Genomic DNA, 19026 nt, shown 5'->3' with positions numbered 1-19026 from the left:
TGCGTCGGCAGCACGTCGACCTTGGCCAGGATCTGCTCGATGCGATGATATTCACGCGCGGTGGTTTGGATGAGCAGCGCATTGTTGTCGGTATCGGCGACGACCTTGATGCGCCCGCCCGCGGAACCTTCCTCCGCGACCAGTTGCGGCACCGGTTCGCTGCCTCCGGTCAACGGCGCCGGGGTGATGCCGTCCGAGGACATGGCGATGGGCGCCATCTCGGGAGATACGTTGTCGGCCGCAGCCTTGCGAGCCCCGCCATTCTGCGCACCGAGGATCGAACTCAGCACCTCGGCAAGCTCCTTCGCCGGCCTGTTCTGGATCTGGTAGACGAAAAGCTGCTCTTCATTGGTCTCGGCCAGCGTGTCGAGCTTGGCGATCCAGCTCGCCGCGCGGGCGAGATAGGCCGGTCGCGAGGTGATGACCAGGACCGAGTTCAGCCGGTTGTTCGGTATGAACTGGATGACCTTCCCGCCGGCACCGCCCTTGGTTCCGAAGATCGATTCCAGCTCGGACGCGACGGCGTCGGGCTTGGAAGCCTTCAGCGGATGCAGCGCGACCGACATGCCCCTCATCCAGTCGACGTCGAACACCGAGACGGCCTCGCGGATTGCTTCGAGATCGGAATTGTTGCCGGCAACGGTGATGAGGTTGCGCGTGCTGTCGACCCGCAGCACAGTGCCTTGCCGGGTGATCGGCTCCAGGATCGTCTTCATTTCGTCGGCGGCGATGTATTGCAGCTGCAGGACCTGGACCTTGACCCCCGGCCCCGAAGGCGTGACCGATGGCACGCTGACCGACGGCGTGCTGGCCAGCGTCTCGGCCATCGGCATGATCTGGTAGGAATTGGCCCGCTTGACGATGCCGGCCCCGTTCACCGCAAGCGCCGATTCCAGGATATCGACCAGGGCGTCACGCGAGACGGGCTTGGATGTCTGCAAGGTGACGGTGCCCTGTACCCTCGGGTCGACGACGTAGTTCACCTGCAGCGCATCGCCGAGCACGGCCTTGGCTGCCTGTGTGATCGGCGCATTGACGAGGTTGAGCTCGAACTGCCCACTGCCGTCACCCGTTACCTTGGCAACCGGCGCGCCATAGGAAACGAAATTGCCGGATCCCTGGTACTGGGCGCCCGAAAAGCGCTTGCCCGAGCCGATGGACGACGCCAGCCGCTGGCTGCCGCCTCCTGCCGGACGCAAGGGAGAATCCTTTGCATGAAGACTTTCAACCGTCTCGGCAAAGAAGTCGCCACCGGTCGGCGACGTACAGCCCGCGGCAAACAGCGCCACGCATAAAACGATCCGGCTGCCCCATGCCATTCGCTTACCCGATTCCCCTATTGGACCATGCTATCCCTTCTTGTCGATGGGCGCTGAATTGAGGGGGGAAGGAAGGCGCTTTCCACAGGGAATGTGGAAAATGGCAGATGGTACGAGAAGACTGCGCGATCGAAGGCAGTCGGGGATTGTTTGGCAAATCCGACTTCGCCGGCGTTCATTTGCAAACCACTGCAGGAGCCTGGAGGTTTCCTTAACACGAGCCCGAATACGCTTATCAAGCCGACCCATGAAAAGGCTCTGCCGGTCATCATCACCACGCAGGAAGAAGCCTGCGTCTAGACGAACGCGCCGTGGTCGGAAGCCAAGGGGCTACAGAAGACGGCGGCCGATGATGCATTGATCATCGTCGACAAGCCTGCGACCCAGATCAAATACCCGCAGGCAGCGGCGCAAGGGTCGCTCTTCTAGGAGGTTCGCGATGGACCGGATCGTTCACCTCGATGCACGGCAGGAAGCGGAGCTGCAGCGTGTGGCTGAAAGGTTTGTGGCCGTGCACGATGGCGACGTGATGAAGGTACCAGGGAGATGATCGCGCTCAACGGTGAAATTTAGAAGAGGAATGACGTATCTACGGGTAAAGGAAACGATCAATGACATTGTAGTAGTCATTTCCGGCATCTTCAGAAATTTGCCTGGAAACAAAGAGACCCCTACCGCTAAAAGTTTCTTTCTTGCCTTTTTTCTTCAGCATGCTTGATATTTTTTTATAGAGCCCGACCAACGCAGGATGCGGCCTCAAATTCTCTCCATTTTCCTTTGCGTAAAATGAACTATAGCCCAGAAAAACAAGATACCAGTCGAGGCTTTCGTGTTTTATTCGACGAATTTCAACCTTTAAGTGCCCATCCCCTTCCAGTTCATGAAATTGAAACCAAGAGACGCCCCCGCTGTTGTAGCGGATTACAGTCGGCTCATCCGAAGCGAATGACACATGCTTGACAGCAGCTTGAACCGAATCCCCGGCCAAGAGGTCAGGAATGGCATTTGGAACCAAATATAATATGCGGCCGTCTGCATCTAGGTCATACGCCACCCTGCCGCCCTGACGCAGAAGCCATTCCAAAGCTTCATCACACTCGGCTCTCGTCAAAATATACTCTGAGTAAGCCACCATGTCTCCGGTTAACTGGATGCCAAGCAAGATAGGTTCGACAACCTATTGAGAGGCCTTTTTCGATTCACCCCCCTTCTTGCCGTCCGACTTACCTTTACCTTCGCCTATTCCGACGCCGTGCGTTTCGTTTTCTATACCATTCTGATCATATTGCGCTTCGCGCTTTTTGTTTCTGCTTCCATTCGGGTTTCGTTCAGCCTCGAAAACCTTCCGCGTTTTGCCGGTCTCGTCCAAAATTTGGACGTCTGGGATGCGTGTTACGTCCTTATATCCTACTATAGCTCTTTCTTGAACGACCTTTGAACCTGGGGGATGGAGTCCTGCAGCAATCTCCGCTTGAGCCTTCGCAGCCAAGTCTTTCACCTTGGCCTGATGATCAGGTTTCCCCAATCTGCCATAGGGATTGGTCACCTTTTTTGTTGATTGGTCTACGGCTTTCGGTGCGGACGGAGCTTTTGCGGCTTTTGCCACAGACGGATCCGTACCAAGCGCCTCATATGCTTGTGCCCGAAGCGCAGCCGCCGCTTCAGGTTTGCCAGCTGCATCCAACTTGGAAGCCTGGTCAAGCAGCGTTGTACCTATTGCCGTTCTCTCACCGGCTCCAATCCCGTACGGATCGTCATCAAAAGTTTGGTGTCCATTAGGATCTGACTTGTTGATCGGATCATTCTTCGCATAAGCATATCTGTTGGTGCCCACCCCTGGCAGCGTCGGATCCCAGTCGTCAGGCGAGATGAACCGCCCCAGCACCGGGTCCATGTAGCGGGCGTTGAGATAGAGCAGCCCGGTCTCGGGATCGAAACGCTCGCCTATGTAGCCCTTCTGCGTCTGGAAGCCCGAGTTCAGGCGCTCGCCATAGGCGGCATAGCCGGTGCTTTCGACAACCGCACCAGCGGCATCGGTGACAATGCGCACGGAAGCCAGATGATCGCGATGCAGGAAGAACTTGGCGCCGTTCACCACCTTGATGTCGGGATGCGGATAGCGGGTGTACTTTTCCGCTCCGGGCGTTGCCGGATCGATCTCGACATCGGCGCTCGGGTAGAGCGTGGTGCCGAAGGCGGACGCCTTCTTCACCCGCGCGCCGTCTGGACCGTAGGCAAAGCTCGTGATGGCAGAGCCCTGCGTGACCGTCTTCAGCCGATTGGCTTCGTCCCAGGCCAGCGTGCGGGTGCCATCCGAGATGGTGTTGCCGTTGGCGTCATAGGCGAAGCCACGCGAACCGATCGTCAGCGGCGCGTGCGGGCGCGGAGCTGCAGGGTCGGGGTAGACATAGTTGCCCGAAACCCGGCTGCGCGAGAGCATGTTGCCGCTGGTGCTGTAGGCAAACGTCTCGCCGAGGCTGACATAACCGACGTTAGTGGCCGTCATCAGCCAGTCGAGGTTGTTGTAGGTGTAGGTCCAATCCTCGATGGTGCCTGCGGGATCGAGCGCCGTCGGCGCGCCGTTGATGGCGATGATGCGCCCCGCAAGGTCACGCGTATAGGTGTTGTCCATCAACACCGAACCGCTTGGCCCGGTCGTCACCACCCTGGTCAGCCAGCGTCGTGTCGGCGAATAGCTGAAGTTCGTCTTCACGCCGTTGGCGTAGACGATCTGCCGCGTCTGGTTGTCGGCCTCGTAGCTGATCGAATTGATGTAGCCGGGAGCCGAATACAACAGGTTGCCGCCGGTGTAGCCGAGACGATCGGCATTGGTTCCGAAATCCATCGGAGAAGGCGAATAGTTCTGGAAGACGACAAGACCGGACCGGTCGCGCGCCATGTAGGTGGAATGGCTCAACCCATCGATGCTGGTGGTCTGCCACCGTATCTTGCCGAAACCATCATAGTTGTAGGCTTGTGTCGCGGCACCATTCACTGATCGGGTCAGTTGGCCGATGTTGTAGTAATCGGGCTCGACCTGGTCGTAGCTGTTCTGCGTGAGCGTGGCAGGTGCGCCGCCCGCGGCGGTTGCGGTTTTGGTCAGCAGTCGTCCCATTTGGTCGTAAGACAAAGTGGTGGCTGCACCGCGCGCATCAGTCTGTTCGACCAGGCGATTGGCAGCATCGTATCTGTAGGTCCAGGAGCCGAGATCGGGATCAGAGGCTGTCAGCCGGTTGCCGACCATGTCGTAGCTGTAGGTCCAGGTAGCGAGGCTGTCATCGACAAGCCTGGTCAGCCGGTGCAAGGCGTCATAGTTGCGATGCTCGGAGATATAGGAACCATCGGCCATGACATTTGTCAGGCGGATCGTATCGCCACGGCTGTTCGTAAAATTGTGGCTCAGGCGCCCGAGCTCGTCTTTCTGGATGACGAGGCCGTAGGTAACATTCGTCGAATGGACCAGCGGCGAATAGTATAGATAGTAGGTGTAGCTCCGCTCGGAGTTGTCAGGATTGACGATCGATGTCGGCCGATCCGCCCAGTCGTAGCGCGTGGTTGTCCATTGATCGGTTTCGTTCGAACAACGCGGCAATGACTTGCGCGCCACGTTGGAACGCTGGTCGTATTCCGTATTGACCATTGTCCAGACGCCCGGCGCATCACATCCCGGCATGTCTTCGTGCCAGACGCGGCCAAGTCCGTCGTAAAAGGCCTGCCTGTAATATTCACCTGAGGCATTGGGCAGCGGCGAATACGTGACGAGATGCTGACCCGATGGATTGCCCTCGTTGATGTAGCGGACCCTGTCATAGTAGCCGGTGGCCGTGTTGCGGATTTCCGAGGGCCGGCAATAGGCATCATAGCTGTAGGTTGTGACGATGCCGTTCCAGTCCGTTTTGCTCGCCGGCAAGCCGCAGACAGGATTGTAGGTGGCCGTCGAGACGAAACGCGTGTCGGCAGCCAACGCGCCGTTGGCAAAGTATTTCGGCGCCCGCTCTGCCACCGGATAGAGGCGATATGCCGTATCGTAATCCCATTCCGTGCGGTTGGCGACACCGTCGAGGTGCGATGCCTTGTTGCCGTAGCTGTCGTAGGTGAAGGTCTCGGTGGTCTGGTAGAGTGGCTGATTGGAATCGGCCCGCACCCGATGGATGATCGACGTCAGGTCGCCCTTGGTCGGCTGCGCCAGATTGTCTGTCGAACCATCGTAGTAGAACAGGTCGTATTTGATCGGGAACGCGTTGGGATCAAAAGAATCCCGGATCGCCTCATAGCGCGACTTGGAGACGATGTAGGAGCTAAGTGTCGGCGCGTAGGCATAGACCGTCCACGCCTCGTCCCCGCTGACATCGTTACGACCGTAGTCCTTGATCTCTGTGATGTTGCCCCACGCGTCGAAAATGCGATCGAGCGTGCGGGTCAACGCGATGGGACCATCCGTTTCGGTGGTCGTCGTGCCGGTGTTCTGCACCCAGTAGGGTTTGGTTACGGCGTTGACAGTGTAGGCCTCTGTGACACGTTTACGCTCGACGCCGGAACCGTCCTTGTAGACGGCCAGCGACGGCAGGCCATAGCTGGCCAGATCCTGGCGGTAGGTCGTCTCGACGGTCGGGCGGTTGATCTCGCCATTACCCGCCGGCCTGGTTTCGATCACGCTGGCGAAGCCGAGGAAGCGCCGCGCGACAGGATCGTATCTGCCGCCGGAATAGGCATAGTCCGTTTCCGCCACCTGCCCGCGGCCGTCGTAAACCTTCAGCTTGGTCACCGCATGAACGACCTGCGGCAGGTAGTCGTTCTGCCACTGCGTCGACGGCGCGAAATTCGCGATTACAGTGCCGCCTAGCTCTGTGGTGACGGTGCGCAACAGATTGGGTGTACCGGCACCCGCGCTGGAAAGATAGACGAGATCGACAAAACCACCGGCGCCATTGCGATTGACGAAGTCGGGCAAGCCATCGCCATTGAGATCGCCGATCAGTGTCGTACCAGTAAGCGAAAACGAATTGAACGGCGTCGGATAGTACGCTCCGCCGCCTGGCTGCAGCGAGAACACTCGCATCTGACCGTTGGAGAGGACCGGCCCAGTCGGAGGCGCCACCGGCGTCTCGACAGTGATCAGGTCCATGCGTCCGTCATTGTCGAAGTCGCGCAGGACCGCAGAGCGGCCAGCCGCGGAATTGACACTGAAGGATTTGAAGCCATTGCCGGTCGACAGCAGAATTTGAATGGCGCCAGTGTTGCCGTTGTAGCCAAGGATATCTGTTGCGCCGTCGCCATTGATGTCACCCAGCACGCAGGTTCCAGCCCCCGCATAGGGCGTGGAAGAGCATGACACTGGAATTGTGTCTCCGACTTGCCAGGTGCCGCCCGACAGCACGCCCTTGCGCGTTGTGACGCCAGCTATGAAGAGCGGCGCCTGTCTGCCGTTACCCAGGAAGTCACCTACGCCCAAAACAGGAAGACTGGTTTCCTGGCTATAGAGTGTATCGACGCCATCTCCGTCATGGTCGGCGACGAAATTGTAGGGAGCCGATGCATTGTTCATGGCACCCTGAGGAAGAGTTCCGCAAGTTGCCTCGTAGCCTGTCGGCATTGGCACCGGAGGCAGCGCGTTGCCACAAGCGATTTTGACTAGATTGAGCTGTGCATCTGTCTGCAGGATCGATCGCGCGGCTGAATAGCTGGTGCGCCCGGAATGACCATCGGTGTAGTACTGCATGACCGCATCGGCAAAATCCATCGTTGCCTTGCCGGGGATGAAACGACCGGCTTCCGAGTTATAGCCAGGCACCGGAATTCCCGAACCGGATCCCGGCTGCGAAACGGAACCCAGGTCCAGTGACTTTGTCGCTGCAAGCGAACCATCCGTAGCGAACTGATGGATGATCTTGGTACGGTCGTGATAGGTGGTGGTACTGCCTTCATGTCCCCCACTATTTACGGTTCTCGATGTGATGCTATCGCCGAAAATTTCATCACGGCCGTCGAAATTGAGATCGCCGACCTGGGTCGGGATTGAAACGCCGGAAACGGCATTGCCGAACAGGGCAATGTTGCGCGTGTTGAACTCAGCTCCCGCATCCTGGTAGTTCATGATAGCAATGGGCTTGGAAGCACCTCCAGATATGGTGCCGGAGCTGTCGATACTGGCATCCGAACCATGACGGGTGACGCGTACCAGTCGCGAAGCGATGGAAAACGGCGCTTGATCATAAGCCAGCGCATAGGCGCCACGTAGCTGTCCGGATACCCGCACCGCGATCGATTTGATGCGAGTGTTTGTCTCCGAAATGCCCTCGCCACTACCCATCAGGATGGGGTCGGGTCGTGCCTCGCGGTAAAACGTGACTGTAGTGCCGTTGTAGGAAATGGCATTGAGATAGCAGACTGGTGAATCTGGACAGCTGTAGCTGTAGTTGACCGTGTTTCCGTGGACATCTCGAACCGAGGTCAACAGCCAGCGATACGCATAGCCAAGGTTGTTGGTTGGAGCGCTGCCCCATACGGCGACAACCGAACTGAAGGTCGAGACCGTGCCATCACGATCGGTGATCTCCCAATATCTGGAGTATTCCGAGCCAAGCTGCTTGATGCGTCGATAGGATTCATTCTCGGTGGCATGAGTGCCGCCGGCCGTACACGAAGGCGACGACACGCCGGAGCCACAGGGCACCAGCGGCATGCCATTGAGCAGGAATACGTCGGAGCTGTCGAACACCGGCATGCCGTAGCCGGGGCTCGCCCGCTCAATGACATCGATGCCGTCCAGCCCCCAGCCATAACCAAGCCAGCCCTGGTAGAGCCCGCCAAGCTTCGTCTTGCGCGAGGAATCGTAGGTCAGCGACAGCTTCGGCTCGAGGCCACGGAAGGCCGGGACGTCGATGTCAACGGAATAGCCAAGACTGCCATTCGAGGCCCTGCTCGGCAGATCAACCTTGGCCGGCGCGCCGATCGCCTCCGGATCCTTGCCGATCGTACCGCTACCCGAGGTAGCCGCGGCCATCGCCGCTGCCTCAGGAGCCGCCTTCTGTTCCGCCTTGGCCTTGGCTGCATCCTTGTTTTCGGCTTTGTCCTTGTCGGCGGTCTTACTGGTGCCATTGCCGATCTTGGCCGCTGCATCAGGATCGCGATCCTGAGCGGTGGCACCCCTGGCATCACCCTGGCTGTTTGGCTTCGCTATGCCGCTGCTCTCATCCTTGGCGGATGTCGAAGCCGCACCATTCGGCTTGCTGTCTTGAGACTTGCCGCCTGCTCCAATGCCGGCACCACCATTGCTGAAGCCGGTGCTGCCCGGCGTCGTGGAGCCACCGCCCGCTGTTCCAGCCAGAGTGGATTGCGCAAAGGCCTGTCCGCTATCGGACCAGCCCGGAAAGCCAGGATTGCACGCACCGAGAACCCCCGCGACTACAAACGTCGCGCCAAGCAGCAACCGACTCATCAGCCCCTCCGTGTCCGGTTGAGCCGACGCTAGCCAGAATCACCAATGCGCAAATGACGGTGGTGTTGAGCGAGTAAACATATCCACAGGATTGATCAGAGGGAATTGAATGCCGATTTGGATCAGGAAGCCCTCTTCACGACTGAACTAGCAGACCGCCAAACAAAACCTCCACGCTGCAACCGCAGGCAATCTCTGGCTCTTATCTCGCCCGCCAGACCTGCGTCCGCGACAGCAGGAAGCGCGACACAGCCGCGTGGATCAGACGAGCGGCGATGTTGGTGTAGAAGATCATCATGCCCATGGCGGCAGCCGGCGCGACGTCGCCAGCATCGTCCATGTTGAGCACGGCCACCGAGGCAAGCTGCGTCTGCGTCGAATAGAGGAACACCACAGCCGAAACCGTCGTCATGGCGTTGACGAACAGATAGATCGAGATGTCGAGGATCGCCGGCAGGCAAACGGGCAGCGTGACGCGGAAAAACAGTTTGTGGAACGGCTGCTTCAGCGAAGCCGCCACCGGCTCGAACTCGCGGTCCATCTGTTTCAGCGCCGTCAGCGCGGTGAGATGCGAGACGGTGTAGAAATGGGTGATCGTGCAGATCACCAGAATGGTCATCGACCCATAGATGGCGTGCAGCGGGTTGGCCGGGTTGTTGAAGAAGAAGATGTAGGCAAGGCCGAGCACCATGCCGGGCACCGCCATCGGCAGCATGGCTAGGAACTGGAACAGCGAACGCCCGGCTCGGAAGCCGTCACTTTTTTCCACCATGTAGGCGCCGATGAAGACAATGATGGTACCGAAGAAGGCGGTCAGCAGCGCCATCTTGATGGAATTGTGGTAGGCGGCCCAGCCCCCGCCATCCATCAGGTCGAAGCGGAAGTTCTTCAGGCTCGGCGTCAGGTCATAAGGCCAGAACTTCACCATCGCCGCCAGCTGGCACACGCCGATCATCGTCAGGATGAATGCCCCGATCAGCGCGCAATAGGCAAAGCAGCCCCAGTCGAAGCCGCGATTCGGTTTCGGCTCGTAAGGCACAGAGCGGGCCGACAGCAGCGCCACCTGTTTCTTCTGGATGGTGCGGTCGACAAAGAAGGCGGCAATAGCCGGAATGATGAGCAGCACGGATACCACCGCGCCCATCTCGAAATTCTGCTGGCCGATGACCTGTTTGTAGATGTCGACGGCGAGCATGTTGTACTGGCCGCCAATGACCTTGGGCAGGCCGAAATCGGTGATAACCATGGTGAATACCACGAAGGCGGCCGATACGATGCCGTAGCGCGCGCCGGGTACAGTCACCGTCCAGAAGGTGCGCCATCTGGTGGCGCGCAAAGCCGCCGCTGCCTCGTAGTGGCGCGCATCGGCGACGCTGAGCGACGTCGAGATGATCAGCAGCGCATGCGGCAACGTGAAGAAGACGGAGCCGATGACGATGCCGATCGGTCCATAGATCGAGTTGCCCATCATCCAGCTTTTGAGCAGGCCCTGATTGCCGAACAGATAGACCAGCGCGATGCCGGGCAACAGCGACGGCACCAGGATCGGCACGGTCATGATGAGCCGGAACAAGCCCTTTAAGCGCATGCGGCTGCGATTGAGCGCATAGGCAAGGCCGAAAGCGATGCCGATGACCAGCACGGTACTGATGACCCCCATCAAGACCGAGTTCCAGATCGCCTGCGCCAGCGAGGGCGTCGAGACATAGGCGACGAAATTGTCGAAGCCGACGGTGCGGGCCGGGCGGAGCATCACGCGGCGGAAAGTGTTGGAATCGACCTCCACCCAGTCGGTGCCGCGCTTCAGGTCCGAACCGACCAGGAAGGCGGACTGCCCGGTGGTGCCGCGGATGCGGTATTTGAGCGGGCTGCGGAAACTGAAGTCCTTGAACAGGCCGGTGACCGACAGCCTCCCGTCAGAACCGGTGGCAAGCTGCGCCTCGGTGATCGCCTTGGCATCGGCGTTGAGCGCGGCGACCGTGCGCGCCGGACCGAAGGCGGTGCCGCTGTCGTCGCTGCGTGCAATCTCGAAGACGTCGAGGTCGAAACGGTAGGTCGACATCGACTTCGACAACAGCACATAGAGTGGGGCGGCCAGCGCCAGTACCAGATAGAGCGCGATGACCAGCATCAGGCCACGCTTGACGATATCGTCGGACGACAACAACAGGCGCGGCGTGCTGCCGGCGGGAAGGTCGAGGGCTGCCGCGCTCATCTCAGCTCGCCTTCGGAAAAACGAGCACGCGGTTCTGCGGCAGCTCGACACGCATGGCGCGGCCTGTCTCGATGCCAAGACGGCGGACCGCATTGATCGAGAAGTCGGCGACCAGCACACGCTCGCCGAAGCGCGGCGACGACAGGCGGCAGCGCCAGAAGGCACCGAGGAATTCCATCTCCAGCACCGTGACATCGATCAGATTCTGCGGGGTCTTGATGTCTTCGCGCCCGTCGAGCGAATGGGGAATGATATCGACCGGGCGGATCACCGCGGTCACATCGCTGCCCGGGGTTACTTCGCAGGATGCGCAAACGAGTTCCGTCCCGACGAGCCCGACCGTCTCACTGTCGATCATCCGGGCCGGGAACTGGTTCGTCTCGCCGATGAAGTCGGCGACGAACAAGGTGTTGGGATGGCGATAGACCTCGCTCGGCGTTCCGACCTGTTCGATAACGCCGTGGTTCATCACAACGATGCGGTCGGCCATCGACAGCGCTTCCTCCTGGTCGTGGGTGACCATGATGGTGGTGACGCCGAGCTTGCGCTGCAATTCCTTGATCTCGTGGCGCAGATGGACACGCACCTTGGCGTCGAGCGCCGACAGCGGCTCGTCGAGCAAAAGCAAGCCCGGCGAAACCGCCATGGCACGGGCCAGAGCGATGCGTTGCTGCTGGCCGCCGGAGAGCTGGGCTGGGTATTTTTTCGCCTGTTCGGACAGGCCGACCAGGGCAAGCAGTTCTGCAACGCGCGCCCGGATCTCCGCTTTCGGCCGTCGGGCATTTTCCAGGCCGAAGGCGATGTTCTTCTCGATCGTCAGGTTCGGGAACAGCGCATAGGACTGGAACACGATGCCGTAGTCGCGCTTCGACGGCGGCAGGTTGGAGATGTCCCTGCCCGCCTGGTGGATCGAGCCACGCGTCTGCAGGTCGAGTCCGGCGATAGCGCGCAGCAAGGTTGTCTTGCCGCAGCCGGAGGGCCCGAGGAAGCAGACGAACTCACCCTCCCTGATATCCAGCGACACGCCCTTCAGCGCGACGAAGTCTCCGAACGTCTTCCAGACCTGGCCGATGACCAGATAGCTGGAACCGGCAGACGCCTGTGGCTCAAGGCGCAGCGGAGCGGCACCCGCTCCGGTGACGGTCTCGTGTTTCATCTCGTGGCCCATCTTTGGTGCAAGCGGAAACGACTGGTGTTCAAGCAGAACGGGCGCCGCTTTCGGCGGCGCCCGGCTGGATTGCTCAGCTTTTCGGCTCGGACTTGGCGTCGTAGCGCTTGGCCCACTCCGCCAGGATCGCCTTGCGGTTGTTGGCCGCCCACTCGAAATCGTTCTTGATCATGTGGTCGGCGACATTGGCAGGCAAATGTTCGACCGGCTTGGCAATGCCCGGGAAGGCCAGCACGGCATAACCTTCATTGTACATCTCGTTGGCCTCTTTCGAGACCGAGAAGTCGACCAGTTTCTTGGCCGCTTCGAGGTTGGCGGTGCCCGCAACGATGGCCGTGGCTTCGGCCTCCCAGCCGGAACCTTCCTCGGGGAAGATGATGTCGATCGGCGCGCCGGCGGACTTGGCCTTGGCACCGGGGAACTCGAACGAAACGCCGATCACCGTCTCGCCGGCGCCGGCCATCTTGCAGGGCTTGGAGCCGGAATGGGTATAGGCGGAGATGTTCTGATGCAGGCCATCCATGAAGGTCCAGGCATCCTTCTCGCCGAACATCTGCAGCCAGGCCGAGACATCGAGGAAGCCGGTGCCCGAGGAGTTCGGGTTCGGCATCACGACATGGCCCTTGTATTCGGGCTTGGTCAGGTCCTTCCAGCTTTTCGGCGCGGCAATGCCGAGCTTCTTGGCCTCAACGGTGTTGAAGCAGATGGCGGCGACATAAGCATCCATGCCGGTCCAGGACGGCGGATTGGCGCTGTCGACAAAACGCTTGTCGAGCTTGTCGAGGCCGGCCGGCGCATAGGGCTCCAGCATGCCCTCGCTTTTCAACAGCAGCAGCGAGGTGGCGGCAAGGCCCCAGACGACATCGGCCTGCGGATTGTCTTTCTCGGCAAGCAGCTTCGCCGTCATCACACCGGTGGAATCGCGCACCCAGTTGATCTTGATATCGGGATAGGCCTTTTCGAAAGTCGCCTTGTAGCGGTCGAGGTCGACGGCCTCGATCGCGGTGTAGACCGTCAGATTGGTCTCGGCGATCGCTGCCGAAGCGGCAAAGGTTGCAGCAAGCGCTGCAAGCACGGATGTTATGCGCAATTTCATGGCTAGGTTCCCCGTCTGGTGACACATTCTTCGATGTATTGGGACGCCGGTCTGGCATCTGTGCCGGCCCAGAGATGCCGGCACGCGACGTCCATGAGCCACATTAGATTAGGGTCGTACGATAAGGAAAATCTATTTATTCTATGGTGGAATAGGTTTAGCTGATGTTTGTCATGAGGTTGTCATGGAGGGTTTGGGGGTCTGAAGCGCAGCGTCTCTATGTCCCCCTTTCGGGGGCGAAAGCGATTTCAGCATCTTAGACGAGCACGCCCTTTAGGGCGGCGCAGGCTAAGTGCTAGCAATCGCAAGAGAGGGGATTTTCAGCCGCAACGTCGACAAGGACTGCTCCAAGCAGCCCTTCATTTGAAAGCCGGGATCAGTTTGACCGTAACGATGACTGCGAGAGGTCTCAGCTGAATATCCCCTCTCTTGGATTTCTTCCCCGCAAGGGGGAGATACCAGCGCCTCGCCTTCGCAAGGGCGGGTCCGACACCCGGCTTCAATCAAACAACTCCGCCACCGTCTCCTCGCCCAGCGCGAAGCCGGTGCTGGCACCGGTGCCGGAGGTGACCATGACCAGCCTTATGTCCTCGTGCGGGGCATCGCGAAATGCTGCGTGGCGGGCGGAGGAATAGGTTCCGGTCCAGCGTGCGGTCACGGTCGGTTGGGCGGCCGGAAACAGCCGGACGAATTCGCCCAATATGAGCCGGTCGACCTCTTCCGAGCCGAATGGATCGGGCGTGGTGCCGTAGTGGTGGGAATCGCCGATCACCAGCGAGCCGTCGGCACTCTGAGTGACGATGAGATGGACACCATTGGCAAGTTCACCGGCTTGCTCGCTTTCGAGACGCTGCCGCAATGCCGCAGCCTCCGGCAGCCCCGCATAGCCTTCATAACGCAGCAGGCTGAGATCCGAGACCAGCGCCGAATCCAGCCGGAAACCAGGATCGGCGAGCCGCAGCATCTGCAGCTTGCAGCGGCGCACGCCATATTGACCGATGCGCTCGGGAAAGAGGCTGGTCAGGTCGTCGCCCGGGCACACCGCTACCTTGGCGGCATGGACAGTTCCAGCACTGGTCACGACCAGGCCTTTTTCGATCGCGGTGACAGCGACGCCGAAGCGGAATTCGACGCCCAGCTGTTCGGCGAGATAAGCGGTCAGCTTCGGCAGCACCTCGCGCGATTCCACGCGCAATTCAAACGGGCTGTGGAGGCCCCCGGCAATCTTGGCGCCGCGCAGGGCCGGCAAGCGGCCGATGACATCGGCCGGCGACAGCAGCGTGCATTCAGCGCCGTCCGGGGTTGCGGCGAAGGCCTGCAACACGGCAAGCGCCTCCGGCCTGCGCGCGACGACAAGCTTACCGCGATGCAGGACATCGAGCTCCGCCTCTGCGGCAAGATCCAGCCAGATGGCGCGTGTGCGTTCGGCGCGTGAACGCGAAATTCCGGGCTCCTGCCCACTGACCACGACCAGCCCGAAATTGCGGATCGAGGCGCCGTTGGCCTGGGCATCGCGGTCGATGACAACCACGCGCAGGCCACGCCGTGCAGCGGCGAGCGCATGGGCGAGCCCCACGATACCAGCCCCGACCACCGCCAAGTCATACTGTGTCACAGTCGTCTCCCACTTTCCTGCTTTTTTGTTCGCGAGCCGACCGGGTCATCCAGCCATCACGGCATCTTCGACGATGGCAAGCGCCCGTTCGAGATCTGCCTTGCCGATGACCAGCGGCGGCGACAGGGTCAGCACGTTGCCGGCGCTGATCTTGAAGCTCAGGCCTTCTTCCAGGCAGCGGTAATAGACACGTTCCGCCAGCTCCCGCGCGGGCCGATAGCCGGCGCGGTCCTCGACCAGTTCGACTCCCATCATCAGGCCACGGCCTCGCACCTCTCCGACATGTGCGGAACGGCCGATCAGCTCGGAAAGCCTCCCCATGGCATAGGCGCCGAGTTCGGCAGCACGCTCGGCCAGCCCCTCCTCCTCGATGATGGCGATGGTGGTGAGCGCGGCGCGCGCCGTTACCGGGTTCTTCTCGTGGGTGTAGTGGCCGATCGCGAAATCGCCTGCGACGTCGAGCGCGCGCCGGGCAATGACCGAGGCGATCGGCAGCACGCCGCCACCCAGCGCCTTGCCCAGCACCAGGATGTCTGGCGTGACGTCGTCATGCTGGTGCGAGAAGAACTTGCCGGTCTTGGCCAACCCCGTCGGGATTTCGTCGAAGATCAACAGTGTGCCGTGCCGGTTGCAGGCTTCGCGCACCGCCTTCCAGAAACCTGGCGCAGGCGCCAGCGGCGTCGCCCGCATCGGTTCGGCGATGACGGCGGCGAAGTCGCCCTCGCGGCCGAGCACATAGGAGATCATGTTGGCGCAAGCCCTGGCCGAAGCCTCGAGGCTGTCATGACCATAGGCGCAGTTGCGGCTTGCCCAGGGCGCGACATGCTCGGCGCCCGTCATCAACGGTCCGGCGATCTGCGAACGGAACGTCGCCTCGCCGCCGACAGAAGCCGCGCCGAAACCGGCGCCATGGAAAGCGTCCCAGAAGGACAGCGTCTTGAAACGCCCGGTGGCGGCACGGGCGATCTTCAGCGCCACTTCGATGGCGTCAGAGCCACCGGTGGTGAACAGCACTTTCGACAGGTCGGCCGGCGCCAGCTGACCGAGCTTTTCCGCAAGTTCGACAGCCGGCTCGTTGGCGAAACGGCGCGGCGCGAAGGAGAGTTCGTCGAGCTGCTGCTTGATCGTGGCGATGAGGCGTGGATGCGCATAGCCGATATGGTGGACGCTGTTGCCATGGAAATCCATGTAGCGCCGGCCGGCCAGGTCCTCGATCCAGATGCCCTCGGCTTTGGCAATGGTCGACACGCAGGGGCTGGACAGCGACTGGTGCAGGAAGGCATCGGCGTCGCGCCGCAGTAGCGCGCGCGACGGTGCATGGTCCTGGCGCGCGTCCCAGTCCTTGCGGGCGGGTGCTTTGTTGGACTCCCCTTCGGTGTGCACGATCGCCATGGCAGCTTTCTTCGATTGCATGTGGAGCAGCGGCCCGTGCCCCTGCCCCGATTGTTGCTACCAGGGCAGCGAGAAGGTCTTGACGTTGGTGAAGGACTTCATCGCCTCGATGACGCCTTCCTTGTAGCCATTGCCGGAATCCTTGATGCCGCCGAACGGACTCATCTCGATGCGGTAGCCCGGAACTTCCCAGATGTTGACGGTGCCGACCTGAAGGCCGGAAATGTATTTCTGCATGCGGCGGAAATCATTGGTGCACACGCCCGACGACAGGCCGAAGGCAGTAGAGTTGGACAGCGCGATCAGGGCATCGTCATCGTCCGGTGCGCGGATGATCGGCACGATCGGGCCGAAGGTTTCTTCCATCACCAGTTCGGAGGCATGCGGCACGTGGTCGACGACGATCGGCGGTAACAGCGCGCCCTTGCGCCCTGGATTGTAGAGCACTTCCGCACCCTGCTCGGCCGCCATATGGACCCGGCGCTCGAACAGCGCGGCTGCCTTGTCATGCACGACCGTGCCGAGTTGAGTCGCAAGATCCATCGGATCGCCGAAGACGATCTTTTTGGCGCGTTCCAGCACCATGGGCACGAAACGGTCGGCCACTTTTTCCTGTACCAGGATGCGCTTCACTGCCGTGCAGCGCTGGCCGGAATTCTTGGTGGCGCCAGCGACGGCAAGGTCGGCCGCTTTGGCGAGATCGTCGTCGGAGAGATCGTTGAGGATGATCAGCGGATCGTTGCCGCCGAGCTCCAGCACCTGGCGCCGGTAGCCCGCCTTGGAGGCGATCAGCTTGCCGACCGGCACACCGCCAGTGAAGGTGATCAGCTCAATGTTGGGATTGGTGATCATCTCGTCGCCGATATCCTTCGGCCAGCCAGTGACGACCGACAGCATCTGCGGCGGCAGGCCGGCCTCGTAGAGTATGTCGGCCAGTACCAGCGCCGTCATCGGCGTGAGCTCGGTCGGCTTGACGACGACACAGTTGTTGGTGGCGATCGCCGGCGCCACCTTGTGCGCCACCATGTTGAGCGGGTGGTTGAACGGTGTGATCGCCGAGATCGCCTTGAGCGGCTCGCGCAGCGTGAAGATCTTGCGCTGCTTGCCGTGCGGGGTGAGATCGCAGGAGAAGATCTGGCCGTCATCCTGGATCGCCATCTGGCCGGCCAGCGTGAACACGTCATAGGCGCGGCCGACCTCATAGAGAGAGTCCTGCTTGGAAATGCCGAGCTCCAGCGTGACGAGATCGGAAATCTCGTCCTTGCGGACGTCAAGCAATTCGGCTGTCTTCAAGAGGATCTTCTGGCGTTCGTATCGCGTCAGTTTTGACTGGTATTCGGCCGCGATCTGGAAGGCTTCCCTGGCATGCGCCGCGCCACCGGCCGGCACCGTGCCGGCCACCGTATCGTCCCATGGGTAGCGCACTTCGATGACGTCGTCGGCATCGACCTTGCGGCCTGCGATGCGCATCGGCTCGTGGCGGACCTTGATGGAGGTTTCTGCCTTGGTCATGGCATTGTCCTCACTGCGCCGGCTGCCATCACCGCATAATAGAAGGCATCGAAATTCCGCAGCGCCGGCGCTTCGGGCTGGTTGGGCAGCACCCGGTTTGTGATGAAAGGCACGGCCTGCTCGGTAAGGCCGCCATGCGAACGCAGCGGCTCGTCGAGTGCTGCCAGATCATGGCGGTGTGCGCTGGTGCCGATGGTCTTGTTCTCGCCGGAGACCATGATGATATCGCCCATGCGGTCCTCGGGCAGTTCGAAACGGGCGCAGCCTTCCTCGCGGCCGAGCACGACGGTGATGCCTTCCACCTTGGCGAGCCTGGCCATGATGTCGGCGCGGTCGGCGCCCTTCGGCAGATAGGCGGTGGCGAAGGAGCCGAGCGCGCCATGATGCACGACATACGGGTCGGTGATCGGCAGGATAACGCGGGCGGCATCCTTGCCCAGCCATTCGTCTAGCAGGTCCTGGACATAGACGACGTTGGGCGTGCCGTCGGGATGATGCTTCGGTTTCATGCCGTGGTCGGCGGTGACGACGATGGCGGCACCCAGCGCATCGAGCTCGGCGAGATAGCGGTCGAACATGGCGTAGAAATCATTCGCCTGCTTCACCCCCGGCGCATATTTGTGCTGCACGTAGTCGGTGGTGGTCAGGTACATGACGTCCGGCCGGAATTCTCTGAGCAGTTTGACGCCGGCCGCGAAGACGAATTCGGAAAGTTCGGCGGAATAGACTTCCGGCACCGGCCGGCCGAGCCAGGCCGACGCATTGTCGATGCCGTTGGCGGCCTTCGTCGTGGTGTCCGACTTCTCGGAGGAGAAGCAGATCGCGCGGTTGTCGTCATAGGCCAGGCCGTGGCCGAGCAGCGCGCGCAGCTTGTCCTTCGCCGTCACCACCGCAACCTTTGCCCCGGCGTCGTAGAAGGCCTTGAACACGGTCGGCGCACGCAGGAACTTCGGATCGTTCATCATCACCTCCTCGCCCGTTTCCGGGTTGTAGAGATAATTGCCGCAGATGCCGTGCACGGCCGGCGGGCGACCGGTGGCGATGGAGAGGTTGTTGGGGTTGGTGAAGCTCGGGATCACCGAATGCGCGGTGCGCACGGTGCCTCGCTGCTTGATGCGCTCCAGCGCCGGCATCAGCCCGGCCTTGATGGCTTCATCGAGATAGGCGGGCTCGCAGCCGTCCAGGCAGATGGCGATGGCCGGCACCCGCGGCCAGGCATAGTCGCGCCCATTGGCGGAGACGGTGACGGGGGACATCTGGTTCATTGGGAG

Annotated in this window: 9 protein-coding genes and 1 pseudogene; all 10 read right to left on the bottom strand. The window is 61.0% G+C overall.

Annotated elements, in window-relative coordinates; genetic code table 11:
• Window positions 1-59: 59 nt before the first annotated feature.
• Window positions 60-1319, bottom strand: a pseudogene (locus ACFJIU_RS02800) (secretin N-terminal domain-containing protein); the annotation flags it as partial.
• Between the two features lie 589 nt (window positions 1320-1908).
• Window positions 1909-2481 (bottom strand): hypothetical protein, encoded by a 573-nt coding sequence (locus tag ACFJIU_RS02795; RefSeq protein ID WP_379067297.1) that lies wholly within the window; start codon window positions 2479-2481, stop codon window positions 1909-1911.
• A 15-nt stretch (window positions 2482-2496) separates the two neighbouring features.
• Complete coding sequence (locus ACFJIU_RS02790) at window positions 2497-8757, bottom strand: RHS repeat-associated core domain-containing protein (RefSeq protein WP_379067295.1); 6261 nt, start codon at window positions 8755-8757, stop codon at window positions 2497-2499.
• A 202-nt stretch (window positions 8758-8959) separates the two neighbouring features.
• Window positions 8960-10972 carry a putative 2-aminoethylphosphonate ABC transporter permease subunit gene (locus ACFJIU_RS02785; protein WP_379067293.1) on the bottom strand — a complete coding sequence of 671 codons (2013 nt, stop codon included), beginning with the start codon at window positions 10970-10972 and terminating at the stop codon, window positions 8960-8962.
• A gap of 1 nt (window position 10973) precedes the next feature.
• Window positions 10974-12128 (bottom strand): putative 2-aminoethylphosphonate ABC transporter ATP-binding protein, encoded by a 1155-nt coding sequence (locus tag ACFJIU_RS02780; RefSeq protein ID WP_379067291.1) that lies wholly within the window; start codon window positions 12126-12128, stop codon window positions 10974-10976.
• A gap of 85 nt (window positions 12129-12213) precedes the next feature.
• Window positions 12214-13236, bottom strand: coding sequence for a putative 2-aminoethylphosphonate ABC transporter substrate-binding protein (locus ACFJIU_RS02775; protein WP_379067289.1), 1023 nt, complete (start codon window positions 13234-13236; stop codon window positions 12214-12216).
• Between the two features lie 499 nt (window positions 13237-13735).
• Window positions 13736-14851: a TIGR03364 family FAD-dependent oxidoreductase gene (locus ACFJIU_RS02770; protein ID WP_379067287.1), complete on the bottom strand. Its 1116-nt coding sequence runs from the start codon at window positions 14849-14851 to the stop codon at window positions 13736-13738.
• A gap of 45 nt (window positions 14852-14896) precedes the next feature.
• Complete coding sequence (locus ACFJIU_RS02765; RefSeq protein WP_379067285.1) at window positions 14897-16243, bottom strand: aspartate aminotransferase family protein; 1347 nt, start codon at window positions 16241-16243, stop codon at window positions 14897-14899.
• A gap of 57 nt (window positions 16244-16300) precedes the next feature.
• Entirely contained in the window at window positions 16301-17755 is a 1455-nt protein-coding gene (gene phnY, locus ACFJIU_RS02760) for a phosphonoacetaldehyde dehydrogenase (RefSeq protein WP_379067283.1), read from the bottom strand.
• Window positions 17752-19020 (bottom strand): phosphonoacetate hydrolase, encoded by a 1269-nt coding sequence (gene phnA / locus ACFJIU_RS02755; RefSeq protein ID WP_379067281.1) that lies wholly within the window; start codon window positions 19018-19020, stop codon window positions 17752-17754. Before phnA ends, phnY begins: the two co-directional genes overlap by 4 nt.
• Between the last annotated feature and the right edge of the window lie 6 nt (window positions 19021-19026).

This window comes from Mesorhizobium sp. UC74_2 (assembly GCF_042701485.1).
Taxonomy (GTDB): Bacteria; Pseudomonadota; Alphaproteobacteria; order Rhizobiales; family Rhizobiaceae; genus Mesorhizobium.
The sequence above is the reverse complement of the archived record's forward strand: the minus strand, read 5'-3'. Positions and strand labels throughout refer to the sequence as shown.